At 67.7% G+C, this 12,241-nt stretch carries 11 protein-coding genes; 4 read left to right on the top strand and 7 right to left on the bottom strand.

Features of this window, described 5'->3' with window-relative positions; all coding sequences use genetic code 11:
• Positions 1–21: 21 nt before the first annotated feature.
• The 7 genes from AB3X08_RS06965 to AB3X08_RS06935 all read right to left on the bottom strand — a co-directional run bounded on the left by AB3X08_RS06965 (position 22) and on the right by AB3X08_RS06935 (position 8,678).
• Entirely contained in the window at positions 22–1,404 is a 1,383-nt protein-coding gene (locus tag AB3X08_RS06965; RefSeq protein ID WP_369937163.1) for a hypothetical protein, read from the bottom strand.
• Positions 1,405–1,963: 559 nt separating this feature from the next.
• Positions 1,964–2,638 (bottom strand): YitT family protein, encoded by a 675-nt coding sequence (locus tag AB3X08_RS06960; protein WP_369938469.1) that lies wholly within the window; start codon positions 2,636–2,638, stop codon positions 1,964–1,966.
• A gap of 195 nt (positions 2,639–2,833) precedes the next feature.
• The gene (locus AB3X08_RS06955; protein ID WP_369937162.1) at positions 2,834–3,436 is read right to left on the bottom strand and encodes an MFS transporter permease; all 603 of its coding nucleotides are present in this window, start codon (positions 3,434–3,436) and stop codon (positions 2,834–2,836) included.
• A gap of 52 nt (positions 3,437–3,488) precedes the next feature.
• On the bottom strand, positions 3,489–4,985 hold the full coding sequence (locus AB3X08_RS06950; RefSeq protein ID WP_369937160.1) for a sensor domain-containing diguanylate cyclase: 1,497 nt from the start codon (positions 4,983–4,985) through the stop codon (positions 3,489–3,491).
• Complete coding sequence (locus AB3X08_RS06945) at positions 4,982–6,238, bottom strand: WD40 repeat domain-containing protein (RefSeq protein WP_369938467.1); 1,257 nt, start codon at positions 6,236–6,238, stop codon at positions 4,982–4,984. Before AB3X08_RS06945 ends, AB3X08_RS06950 begins: the two co-directional genes overlap by 4 nt.
• Before the next feature lie 172 nt (positions 6,239–6,410).
• Positions 6,411–7,541, bottom strand: coding sequence for a PilT/PilU family type 4a pilus ATPase (locus tag AB3X08_RS06940; protein ID WP_184410693.1), 1,131 nt, complete (start codon positions 7,539–7,541; stop codon positions 6,411–6,413).
• Positions 7,542–7,640: 99 nt separating this feature from the next.
• Complete coding sequence (locus AB3X08_RS06935; protein WP_104557606.1) at positions 7,641–8,678, bottom strand: type IV pilus twitching motility protein PilT; 1,038 nt, start codon at positions 8,676–8,678, stop codon at positions 7,641–7,643.
• Between the two features lie 124 nt (positions 8,679–8,802).
• On the opposite strand from AB3X08_RS06935, the gene AB3X08_RS06930 reads away from it, so the two are divergent.
• From AB3X08_RS06930 to AB3X08_RS06915, 4 genes are all read left to right on the top strand, one after another.
• Positions 8,803–9,453, top strand: coding sequence for a YggS family pyridoxal phosphate-dependent enzyme (locus AB3X08_RS06930; RefSeq protein WP_369938465.1), 651 nt, complete (start codon positions 8,803–8,805; stop codon positions 9,451–9,453).
• Between the two features lie 297 nt (positions 9,454–9,750).
• On the top strand, positions 9,751–10,779 hold the full coding sequence (locus tag AB3X08_RS06925) for a hypothetical protein (RefSeq protein ID WP_369938463.1): 1,029 nt from the start codon (positions 9,751–9,753) through the stop codon (positions 10,777–10,779).
• Positions 10,780–10,922: 143 nt separating this feature from the next.
• Positions 10,923–11,765: a pyrroline-5-carboxylate reductase gene (gene proC / locus AB3X08_RS06920; protein ID WP_369937156.1), complete on the top strand. Its 843-nt coding sequence runs from the start codon at positions 10,923–10,925 to the stop codon at positions 11,763–11,765.
• A 16-nt stretch (positions 11,766–11,781) separates the two neighbouring features.
• Positions 11,782–12,237 (top strand): DUF4426 domain-containing protein, encoded by a 456-nt coding sequence (locus tag AB3X08_RS06915; protein WP_369937154.1) that lies wholly within the window; start codon positions 11,782–11,784, stop codon positions 12,235–12,237.
• Positions 12,238–12,241: the final 4 nt, after the last annotated feature.

Below are 12,241 nucleotides of genomic sequence, written 5' to 3'. Positions count from 1 at the left end.
ATCCGGAAGAGAGGGCGCGCGTCAGCGCGGCGAGGCCGGCCGTGGCGCCGGCGGCGCCTTCTGCGGCAGCTGCGCCTGGAAGTAGTCGTTGATCACCACGTGGCTGAGATTGACGTTCAGCCCTGGCAACGACTGCGCGCGCGGATCGGGCGAAATCACCTGGGTGGTGTTGTGGCAGGCGAAGCAGTTGTCCTGCGTGCTCTGCACCTGGGTGAAGGTCTCGATGGTGGAATTGGACAGGCGCACCGAACCGGTGAGCAGCGGCGAGGTTTTTCCCGTCGGCACGCACTCCAGCGCCGAGCCGGGCTGGAAGGTGCAATTGGGCTGCAGCGCGTCCAGCTGGTTGAACCAGATCGCGCCGACCTCGAAGTAGTTCTTCCACACATCGTTCAACTGGCCATCGACCGAGGCGTTCATCGACTTGATGTTGTCGATGTTGCAGTCCTGTCCGGTGGGGCACGGCTTCTGTCCGCCGAAGGGCACCATGCGGCACACCTGGGTGACCGGGCTCAGCGTTTGCGTCTGCGCGTTCAAGCTCAGCGCACCGGAGCCGGCCGCGTTGAGATTGCATTGCTTCATCGGGGTATCGGCCTGGTAGAACGTCCAGTCCTTGGCGGAGACGATGTCGTTCGGCTGCATCTTCTCCATCGGTTGCGGCAGGTCCGGCGCGTTGTCCTGGTGCTCGAAGGTGGCCCAGATCATTTCCGGATGCCCCTGGACCGTGCCGCCAATGTGGAAACCGACCAACGCCACGGTCACGGTCTCGGTATCGGCAGTGGCCACGATCTTGCCCTTGCGCGTGCCCAGCTTGGCGATCTGCGCCTGGCGCGTATAGAACGTCGAGACATCCTCGCCCGGCTGCACCACCTTCCACGCCGCCTTCAGGGTCATGCTGCCCACCGGAAAGGCCGCGTCGGGATTGAAGGCACGCAGCTTCTTCGGATCCTGCAGGCCATTGCTGGCGATGAACTGGCCGAACACGTCGTTGGAGTGGATCGAGTAATAGACCGCGCGTCCGTTGCGGTCCACCAGCACGCCGTCTGGCCCCGCCTGATCGATCAGTTCCACGGTGCGCGCCTGCTGCGAGCGGCCGATCAACGGATCGAGCACACCGTCGGCGACACCGCCGATGCCATCGGTGCTCATGCTCAGGAAACGCGGCTGCCCGCCCACGTCCTGGGTCAACCACAGGAACGCGTTCCACGACCAGATGTGGAAGTCGCAATTGGTACTGTCGGTGCCGAAATCGGTCGAATCCGGCGCCGGCGTGTTCGCGTGCGGAAACCAGTTCGAATTCGGCGATCCGGGCGGCACGCAGGTGCCGGCGGCAGGTCCCGGCTTTGGCGGCACCACGCCACCACTGCCCTGTTGCGCAAGCGGACCCGGACCGGGACCGGGATTCACGGCCGAACACGCCGCGACCAAGACACAGACAAACGCCGCGAACCCTATCGCACGCTTCATCGCATTCTCCTTCGGCACTCGAAAGACAGCTGAAAACGCCCCTTCCCATGACGGCGCGCGGCCATGCGGCAGCTCACGATGCCGGACCGGCAAGCGCTGAAAAAATCCAGATCGGTTCCCCCATCGCAGGCACGATGACTCCCGTGAATCGCGTCATGTCATTCGCGCGTACTGCCGCTCGCCTGCGCAGCCAGCATGCGCCGACGACAAACGCGTCCACAAGGCCATTTCGTAGACACGCGGGATATCCCGTAGACAGTTGCAGCCGCGGCCGATCGCTGCATGCGGGCCATGTCCGCATGGTGGCGATCGCTGGAGCGATGCGTGGCCGCGCGGCATGCATGCGCGTCGACGTCCTACATCGGCATACGCAAAATCGGTTGCGGCATGCGGTAAACGGCGCGACTGCTTCGGCGCACCGTGGCATAGGCATCCATTGCGCCGTTCGACGCATCGCACCGAGCGGGCACCCCGCGCAGCGGGCGCCGCGGCCTGCCGCTCACACGCCCATGTAGCGCCCGGAGCGGTGGTTGAACATCAGCACCAGGCTCAGCACCACCGCGCCGATCGCCGAATACAGCACCTGCTGCGGTGCCAGCACGAAGAATGCGATCAACATCAGCGCCCCGTCGAAGCTCATCTGCACCTTGCCCGCGCTCCAGCCGCGGCTGCGCTGCAGGTAGACCGCCAGGATGCCGACGCCGCCGAGGCTGGCGCGATGGCGGATGAAGAACAGGATCGCCAGCCCGACCAGCGCGCCGCCGACCAGCGCCGAATACAGCGGCGTCATCGTCGAATACTGCGCCCAGCGCGGCAGCAGATCGGTCAGCACCCCGCACGCGGCGACCGCGACGAAGGTCTTCAGGGTGAACTCCCAGCCCATGCGCCGCACCGACAGCCAGTAGAACGGCAGGTTCACCAGCACGAACATCAGGCCGAAGTTCCAGCCCAGCGCGTAGTGCAGCAGGAACGCGACGCCGGCCATGCCGCCGATCATCAGTCCGCCCTTGGCGAACACTGCCAGGCCCAGCGAGGCCACCAGCGTCGCCAGCAGCATGCCCTGGATGTCTTCGGCCACGCTGTGCCGCAGCGCCTGCGCATCCTGTGCGGTGCCGGCCGAATCCGCCGGCGGCGTCAACGGCCCGGCGGTGACGACGGTGCCGTCGTCGGGCAAAGGGTCCAGGTCCGGACGCAGATCGGAATCGGGGAGGCTCACGGGAGGGAAGGCGACGCGGGGCGCGGTATTAGACACCAGCCGCGAGGTGGTTGCACATGAAACTTTGAAGTCTCGCAACGGACTGTCCCTGCAGCATGCCGGCCACCGGCTGCAGGACGCTCCAGCTTGTCGCGCGGGATCCGCTTCGCTGACCTAGTGTTTCGGCAAGTCGACGTCGATGCTGAGGCCGACGGTCACCGCCCTTACCATGGCGATCACCACCAGCAGGGTCACCGGCCCCGCGATCGCCAGCCACGTCCAGGTCCAGGTCCACGCAGTGAAGCGCTCCGCGGCACTGCGCGGCAGGCCATGCGTCTGCTTGAAGCGGGCTAGACGCTGGTTGACCAGCAGTACCGGCGTCCAGGCCAACAGGGTCAGCAGCGACAATGCCGAGGGCCATGCGAAGATCAAGCTCAGGCAGACATACGCCAGCGCAGGCGCCAGCCAGCCGATCCATGCGCCGCGCTTTGCGCCGATGGTGCGTTCCAGCCCGCGGAAGCAGGCAAACACCCAGATCAGTGAGAACACCGAGCGCCACACTGGCGAAATGCGTCGATGTCCGGACAGCAGGCGCAACGCGTGCCAGTTGCGGTAGAACCAGTAGAGCGCATACCAGCCGAAGCTCGTCGCGCAGAGCAATGCCACTTTTGTTGCGGACGGCGCGAACAGCGCGGACAGGGGATCGCCGGAGGCCAGAGCGGATGCATCATCGGGTAGCGCGGCGGCGGGGACGGCGTAAGGATTGTCTGATTGCATGCGTGGCATTTTAGGCCGGTGCGTTTCCAGAATCGCGCCGCGGCGAGCGCCATCAGCGCGCGAAGGCGCGGCGCTGCCGCTTGTCCGCGTACATTTCCGCATCGGCGCGTTCGAGCAGTTCCTCCAGCGCTTCCGCATCGAGGTCCCGGTGGTTGCACAGGGCCAGGCCGAAGCTGGCCGACAGCCCGGTCGCGAACCCGTCGTCCTCGCCGGGCTTGGCAAGCGCCGCGCGCAGCGCGTCGATCAGTCCGCGCGCCTTCTCCGCCGTGATCAGCGGCAGATACAGCGCGAACTCGTCGCCCCCCCGGCGGCCAAGCAACTGACCCGGCCGCAGGCAGCTGCGGCAGCGCTTGACGAAGGCGCGCAAGGCCGCATCGCCGGCGGCGTGTCCGAACTGGTCGTTGATCGCCTTGAGGTTGTCCATGTCGGCGACGATCACCGCCAACGGACGCGGCTCCTGCGCGGCCAGTTGCAGATCGTTGAGCACCTGTTCCAGGAATCCGGTCCGCGACAGCGCCCCGGTCACCGGATCGCGCACCAGCGCATGGCGCAGCCGCGTGTTGTCGGCGTAGAGCCCGGGGACGGCCAGACCGAAATAGCTGTTCGCCGCCAGGCTGATCATGGCGAACTGCAGCGCGAGCGCCTGCGCCTCGAGCCGCAGCAGCGGCGTGGCCAGGGCGATCAGCAGGCTGAAGGCGGCGATCGCCGCCAGCGCCTGCAGCATCCCGTGGGTATGCACGATCCACAACTGGATCACCACCACCACGAACAACGCGAAGACCACCGCCGGCTGCCGCGGCAACGCGGCCGCCAGCCACATCACCACCAGGGTGACGCCGAGCAGCAGCGCGAGCTTGACCAGATAGCCGGTGGCGCTTCCGCTGGGCGCGATCATCCCCGACAGGCGCGGGATGCCGGGCCGCGGCGCGATCTGCAGGAACTCGGCCAGGCGCAGCACCGCGAGGATCGCCAGCGGACCGAGCGCCAGCAGCCCGGCGTAGTCGCCGATCGCCCACGGGATCGACTGGGCGAACATGGCCGGCAGGTCGATGGCACCGGTGACCACCAGCCCCGCGCCGCCCAGGCAGGCGGACAGCAGCGAGGCCACCCCGCCGCCCAGGATGAAGTAGGTGACCGCGCGCGGCAGGCTGGTCGAGGACATCCCCTGCCCGACCCGGCGCAGCAGCCAGGCCAGTCCGCCCCAGATGAAGAACTGCTGCGCGGTGAACAGCAGTGCGTAGCCCAGGACCGCCCGGCCCGGAACGGCCGTGTGTTCGGTCGTGCGGTAGAAGCTGAGCAGCGTGGCCAGCACGCAGGCGATGGCGATCGCCGGCGCGGCGCGCCAACCCAGCACCATGAAGGCGGCCAGCGTCACCGCCACCGGCGGGAACCACAGGCTCGCATGCGTCTGATAGCCCAGCACTCGCGCCAACTCGAAGCCCGCCAGCCACGCCGCCACCAGCACCGCCGACAGTATCAGCAGCGCGCCGGGACGGCGCGGCGCCGTGGCGCGCGTGCGGAACGGCGCCTCGGCGTCCCAGCCTGTCATCCATCCGCCTCCGGCCGGCTCCGGGCGGTGGCCGAACCGGGGCCGACGAACGCGGTGACCGAACTGTCGTCGCTGCCGCCCACCACCACCGACGCATCGCCGCTCAGGCGGATCGGCCAGCTCATGTTGCCCGCGGCCCGGTTCCATTGCAGCGCGCCGTCGCTCGCATCCCACAGCGTGAACCCGCCAGGCGTACCGTCGGGGTGGCCATCGGCCAGCCCCAACCAGCGCCCGCCAGGGTCGAACGCCAGACAGTTGGGCGAGTACTCGCTGGATGCCGTCCACTGCGGCTGGGCCGCGCTGCCGGTATCGGCGAACACCGCAACGATGCCGCCCTGGGTGAGGTTGCCGGCGATCGCGACCTTGTCGCCGGCGCCATCGCAGGCCAGTCCATAGATGGTCTTCGCACCACCGGGGACCTCCTCGCTCCAGGCCGGCGCGGGCATCCCCTGGAAGGCGGCCACGTCGAACGCGTACAGCGTGCCGTCGCTGGCGCCGGCATAGGCCCTGCGCCCGTCGCCGGACAGCGCCGCGGCATGGGTGTAGGCGCCATTGGGCAACTGCCAGCGCGCCAGCGCCGCCGGTTGTCCGGAGGCGATCGAGAACAGGATGATCTCGCCGTGATAGCTGGCCACCAGCCCGGTGCCGCCGTCGATGGAGAGGCCCGTGGCGACGACGGTGTCGCCGGCAGCGCTCAGCGCGATGTACACAGGCGCGGGGAAGGCCGCAGCGGCGCTGCGGAAGAACAGATAGCCCTGATCGGCGCCGGCCAGCAGGGTCAGCCCGCGCCCATCCAGCGACACCATGTTGCCGCGGCCCCCCGTCAGCGGATACGACAGCAGTTCCTCGCCGCCTGGTACCGACCAGGCCCCGATGAAACCCGCGTACGGATTCTGGCTTCTCCAGCCGCAACTGGCGACGGTGCTCCCGTTCGCCGCGACATCGACCCAGTACACGCCCTGCCAGCCGTCGAATTCCTTCGCCAGCAGCGGCTGGCCGGTACGATCCCAGACGTAGGTGCCGAAGGTCCCGTCCTGGTTGCCGCGCACATCGCTGCGCGCGGTGGCAGGGTCGATGCGTTCGAAGATCTTGCGCTGGGCGACGGGCACCGCGTCCAGCCCGGCACTCTGCGACGAGCCGCCGTACTCGTGGAAGAAGGTGCCGGCGGCGATGACATTGCCATCGCCGGACACCGCCACCGAATTGATGTAGTAGCCGGCATGCGGCTGCGTCGACCAGAGCACTTCAGGCACGTCGTTCAAGCGGATCCCCTCCCTTGGGTTGAAGAGTCCTCAACGGACTCCTGCGAGCATTTGGCTGAAAACACGACACCAGCGGACGACCTGCATATAACCGGTGTCGTGTCGATTCCCTGTCATCTTGCCTGCGCCTGCCCTCCCCCGACCGCCGGACGGACGGACCGGCTCAGCGCACCTCGGCGATCTCCACCCCGTCCAGCCCCTGCGCCAGGGTCTTGGCGTCGCCGCCCTGGGCCAGCTTGATGCGCAGGCGCACTTCGTTCTGCGAGTCGGCGTGGCGCAGCGCGTCCTCGTAGCTGATCTCGCCGGCCTGGTACAGCTCGAACAGGCTCTGGTCGAAGGTCTTCATGCCCAGGTTGGTGGATTCCTTCATCACGTCCTTGAGCTTGTGGATCTCGCCCTCGCGGATGTAGTCCTGCACCAGCGGCGTGCCGAGCATGATCTCCATCGCCACCCGGCGGCCCTTGCCGTCGGGCGTGGGGATCAGTTGCTGGGCGACCACGCCGCGCAGGTTCAGCGACAGGTCCATCAGCAGCTGGCTGCGGCGGTCTTCGGGGAAGAAGTTGATGATGCGGTCCATCGCCTGGTTGGCATTGTTGGCATGCAGAGTGCACAGCACCAGGTGGCCGGTTTCGGCGAAGGAAATCGCATGGTCCATGCCTTCGCGGGTGCGCACCTCGCCGATCATGATCACGTCCGGCGCCTGGCGCAGCGTGTTCTTCAGCGCGTTCTCCCAGCTGTCGGTGTCGATGCCGACTTCGCGCTGGGTGATGATGCAGCCCTCGTGCTTGTGCACGAACTCGATCGGGTCCTCGATGGTGATGATGTGGCCGGTGGAGTTCTGGTTGCGGTAGCCGATCATCGCCGCCAGCGAGGTCGACTTGCCGGTGCCGGTGGCGCCGACGAAGATGATGATGCCGCGCTTGGTCATCGCCAGGGTCTTGATCACCGGCGGCAGGTTCAGCTCGTCGACAGTGGGGATGCGGGTTTCGATCCGGCGCAGCACCATGCCGACCTGGTTGCGCTGGTAGAAGCAGCTGACGCGGAAGCGCCCCACTCCGGCCACGCCGATGGCGAAGTTGCACTCGTGGGTCTTTTCGAACTCCTCGCGCTGCGCCGGCGTCATCACGTTCAGAACGAGGTCGCGGCTCTGCTGCGAGGTCAGCGGCGTCTGCGTGATCGGGGTGATCTTGCCGTGCACCTTGATCGCCGGCGGCATGCCCGAGGTGATGAACAGATCCGACGCCTTCTGGTGCGCCATCAGTTTCAGGAACGAGGTGAAGTCGATGGTGCTCATGGCTTGAACTCCGGGATTGGGGATTGGGGATTCGGGATTCGCAAGAGCCGGGCTGGCGAGTTGCCCTGCCAATCCCCAATCCCGAATCCCCAATCCCGGCTACTCGAACACACGCTTGTCCTTGGCGTACTCGCGCGCCTGGTTGCGGGTGATCAGGCTGCGCTTGACCAGGTCCTGCAGGTGCTGGTCCAGGGTCTGCATGCCGTTCTGCTGGCCGGTCTGGATCGCCGAGTACATCTGCGCCACCTTGTCCTCGCGGATCAGGTTGCGGATCGCCGGGGTGCCGACCATGATCTCCCACGCCGCGGTGCGGCCGCCGCCGACCTTCTTCAGCAGCGCCTGCGAGATCACCGCGCGCAGCGATTCGGACAGCATCGAGCGCACCATCGGCTTTTCGCCGGCCGGGAATACGTCGATGATGCGGTCGATGGTCTTGGCCGCCGAGCTGGTGTGCAGGGTGCCGAACACCAGGTGGCCGGTTTCCGCCGCGGTCAGCGCCAGGCGGATGGTTTCCAGGTCGCGCAACTCGCCGACCAGGATGATGTCCGGGTCTTCGCGCAGCGCCGAACGCAGCGCCTCGTTGAAGCCGTGCGTGTCGCGGTGCACTTCGCGCTGGTTGATCAGGCACTTCTGCGAGGTGTGCACGAATTCGATCGGATCCTCGACGGTGAGGATGTGGCCGTATTCGTTCTTGTTGATGTAGTCGATCATGCCGGCGAGCGTGGTCGACTTGCCCGAGCCGGTCGGGCCGGTGACCAGGATCAGGCCCTGCGGCTGGTCGATCAGCTGGCGGAAGATCGGCGGGCAGCCGAGGTCTTCCAGGGTCAGCACTTCCGAGGGAATGGTGCGGAACACCGCGCCGGCGCCACGGTTCTGGTTGAACGCGTTGACGCGGAAGCGCGCCAGGCTGGGAATCTCGAACGAGAAGTCGACTTCGAGGAACTCCTCGTAGTCGCGGCGCTGCTTGTCCGACATGATGTCGTATACCAGCGCGTGCACCTGTTTGTGGTCCAGCGCCGGGATGTTGATGCGGCGCACGTCGCCATCGACCCGGATCATCGGCGGCAGGCCGGCGGACAAGTGCAGGTCGGATGCTTTGTTCTTGACCGAGAACGCCAATAGTTCAGCGATATCCATACGCTGCTTTTCCCCTTGGGCTGCGACTGGAAGGATGATTCCCCGGCCGGCAGTATAGCGCCCTTCCCCATTGCCAGAAGCGCCGCCCGTGCCCCTCTCCCCCTTGCAGCAGATCCGCCTGGACATGGGCCGCGCCGCCACCGACGCGCAGCGCCCGCCGGCGCAGCTGCTGGCCGTGTCCAAGACCCAACCGGCCGCGGCGATCGCGGCCCTGGCCGCACAGGGACAACGCGCGTTCGGCGAAAACTACGTGCAGGAAGCGGCCGGCAAGATCGCCGAGCTGGCGGCGCTGCCGCTGGAATGGCACCTGATCGGCCACCTGCAATCGAACAAGGCCGAGCAGGCCGCCACGCTGTTCGACTGGGTGCAGAGCGTGGACCGGCTCAAGCTGGTCGCCGCCCTGGGCCGCTACCGTCCGCCGCAGCGGCCGCCGCTGAACGTGTTGATCCAGGTCAACATCGACGACGAGAGCAGCAAGCACGGCTGCGCCCCCGACGCGGTGGACGCGCTGGCCGCCGCCATCGCCGCGCAGCCGACGCTGCGCCTGCGCGGGCTGATGGCGATCCCGGCGCCGTTCCCGGAACAGGCGCGGCGGCGCGCGGCGTTCCAACGCATGCGCGCCCTGCTCGACGGCCTGCAAGCGCGCCACCCCGACGCCGACACGCTGTCGATGGGCATGAGCGGCGACTTCGCCGCGGCGATCGCCGATGGCGCGACCATGGTCCGCATCGGCACCGCGCTGTTCGGCAGCCGCGCAGCGCCTGTCGCGCCCTGAAGTCGCCGCGCAACCGAGCATGGCGTGACAGCGGCCAGCGCGGCCGGATGCTTGTCTACGAAATATTCAAACCCGATTAAGCGACATCGGAAATATGTCGTAGCTCAAACATTTGAAAACACTACTTTTTCCAGTTGAAGTCAAGGTGCTGCATAGACTGCATGCACAACCGTTAAATCGGTCAAGGTTCCGACCCGGAAAACTCCGCTCCCATGGCGGCGGCAGCGGGTTTTCCGCTGCCCATCGCCGAATGCGATCGGCACGTACGAGGTCAACCAAATGGATGCATCGACCAGATTGCTGCTTGCGTCTTGTGTAGCCGGTTTTCTGCAGGTCCCGACCGCGATGGCGGCGCCGTCGGCGACGAGCGCGTGGAGCGCGAACGATCCGCTGATGACGCCTGCCGAAGCCAGTGCGCGGAATGCATGGCGCGACACCATGGCGCACCTGCCGACCCCCGCGGAAGGCTGCTTCCACGCGACCTACCCCGACACCAACTGGCAAGCGGACACCTGCAAGACCTTGACCCGGCATATCCACCCGATCCCGCACCGTGTCCACTGGGGAGCGTCGGAAACCACCGGCAACGGCTACGACTACGCCCTGCAGTCCAGCAGCCTGATCAGCAAGACCGTCGGCAGTTTCCCCCAGGTCAGCGGTGTCACCTCCGAAAAGGGCGTGGGCGTGGCCGCGTTCGGCGGCGGCGGCATTCTCGGCCCCAACGAATATTCCCTGCAGATCAATTCCAACTACGACGGCACTACCAGCGTCTGCAACGGGCATTCCGGCTGCACGGTCTGGCAGCAGTTCGTATACGCGACCGACTACGAGACCCAGGGCGAAGCGGCGGTGTTCATGCAGTACTGGCTGATCGGCTACGGCTCCAGTTGCCCGAGCGGCTGGCTCAGCGACGGCGGCACCGACTGCTACCGCAACAGCAATGCGGTCAGCGCCCCCGACGTGCCAGCGACGCAGTTGGCCAACCTGAAGCTGACCGGTTCGGCGACGGCCAACGGCAACGACACCATCACCTTCGCCAACGGCAACACCGCCTACAGCATCAGCGCCAAGGACAGCGTGGTCAAACTGGCGACGGTGTGGAAGATGTCCGAGTTCAACGTGGTCGGCAATGCCGGCGGTTCGAGCGCGAATTTCAACTCCGGCTCCTCGATCACGGTCAAGGTGGCCGCCACCAACGGCTCCACCGCCGCGCCGACCTGCGCCGCCAACGCCGGCACCACCGGCGAAACCAACAACTTGAACCTGGGCAGCTGTTCCGCCGCCGGCGGCTCCACGCCGTCGATCACCTTCACCGAAGCCAACTGAGCCAGCCCGCGCTGGCGATGCGCCCCAGCGCCAGCGCGAACCTGTCGGCAGGCCCGGCCGCCCGCCGGCAGACGGCGCCGCACTGCCGCCGCGGGCAACGCAGCCGCTACCATAGGGATTCCTCGCGTTCTCGGTGTCCGCCCATGCCCTCTGCCAGCTCCGGCTCCCCCAGCGCCGACATCGCCTTCATCGGTGGTGGCAACATGGCCCGCAGCCTGATCGCCGGGCTGGTCCGCCAGGGCATCGCCGCGGACACGATCCGCGTCGCCGAACCGGTGCCGGCCCTGCGCGAGGCGCTGGCGGCGGACTATGGCGTGCATGCCGTGGCCGTGGCGGCCGAGGCGGCCGATGGCGCGCCGCTGTGGGTGTTCGCGGTCAAGCCGCAGGTGCTGCGCAGCGTATGCGGCGAGCTGAGCGCGCTGGCCGCGGCGCAGCGGCCGCTGCTGTTGTCCATCGCCGCCGGCATCACCGCGCTCCAGCTGGACCGCTGGCTGGGCGGCGCGCACGCGGTGGTGCGGGCGATGCCGAACACGCCGGCGCTGCTCGGCGCCGGGGTCACCGGCCTGTTCGCCAATGCCCAGACCAGTGCCGAGCAGAAGCGCCAGGCCGAACGCTTGCTGGCCGCCGCCGGAGTCACCGTCTGGGTCGAGAACGAGGCGTTGATCGATGCGGTCACCGCGGTCTCCGGCAGCGGCCCGGCCTATGTGTTCCTGCTCGCCGAGGCGATGGAAGCGGCCGGCATCGCGCAAGGCCTGCCGGCGGAGGCGGCGCGCACGCTGGTGCTGCAGACCGTGCTCGGTGCGGCGCGCATGCTCACCGAATCCGGCGAAGCGCCGAGCGAGCTGCGGCGCCGGGTGACCTCGCCCAACGGCACCACCCAGGCCGCGATCGAAACCTTCCAGGCCGGCGGCTTCGAAGCGCTGACCGCGACCGCCATCGCCGCCGCCGCCGCACGCGGCCGCGCCCTGTCCGCCGCCAACGACTGATCCGGAGCCGCCGATGATGCGCCGCCTGCCTGCCATCGCGCTGTTGTGCCTGGCCCTGGCCGCCTGCTCGGCGCAGGACGCGCCGCGCCCGGCGACGCTGGTCGCGGCCACACCCGCACAGGCCGAGCTGGGTGCGCTGCGGGTGCACTACAACGCATTGCCGACGCTGGCGATGAGCGACAGCGTGGCGCGCCGCTACGGCATCGTGCGCGCCGCCGATACCGCCCTGGTGATGATCGCGCTGCGCCGGGTGCAGGGCGGCGAAGAGCTGCCGGCCACCGGCGAGGTGCGTGCGGTGGCCGCCGACCTGAGCGGCCGCCGGCAACCCATCGCCTTGCGCGAAGCGGTCACCGACGCCTACACCGATTACGTCGGCACGGTGCGCACCAGCGAGCACGACCAGTTGAATTTCGTGGTGGATGTGCGCAGCGCCGACGGTGCCGGCACAGTGCGCTTCAGCCGCAGTTTCTAGCGCA

The sequence above is a fragment of the Xanthomonas sp. DAR 34887 genome, assembly GCF_041245805.1.
GTDB classification, from domain to species: Bacteria; Pseudomonadota; Gammaproteobacteria; order Xanthomonadales; family Xanthomonadaceae; genus Xanthomonas_A; species Xanthomonas_A tesorieronis.
This window is presented reverse-complemented; position numbering and strand designations above follow the sequence as displayed.

What these genes read in the sequence shown, in the direction of transcription:
- AB3X08_RS06930 (WP_369938465.1), top strand. Translation starts at nt 8,803, where the DNA reads ATGGGCCGCGCCGCCACCGACGCGCAGCGCCCGCCGGCGCAGCTGCTG.
- AB3X08_RS06940 (WP_184410693.1), bottom strand. Translation starts at nt 7,541, where the DNA reads ATGAGCACCATCGACTTCACCTCGTTCCTGAAACTGATGGCGCACCAG.
- proC (WP_369937156.1), top strand. Translation starts at nt 10,923, where the DNA reads ATGCCCTCTGCCAGCTCCGGCTCCCCCAGCGCCGACATCGCCTTCATC.
- AB3X08_RS06915 (WP_369937154.1), top strand. Translation starts at nt 11,782, where the DNA reads ATGCGCCGCCTGCCTGCCATCGCGCTGTTGTGCCTGGCCCTGGCCGCC.
- AB3X08_RS06935 (WP_104557606.1), bottom strand. Translation starts at nt 8,678, where the DNA reads ATGGATATCGCTGAACTATTGGCGTTCTCGGTCAAGAACAAAGCATCC.
- AB3X08_RS06955 (WP_369937162.1), bottom strand. Translation starts at nt 3,436, where the DNA reads ATGCAATCAGACAATCCTTACGCCGTCCCCGCCGCCGCGCTACCCGAT.
- AB3X08_RS06950 (WP_369937160.1), bottom strand. Translation starts at nt 4,985, where the DNA reads ATGACAGGCTGGGACGCCGAGGCGCCGTTCCGCACGCGCGCCACGGCG.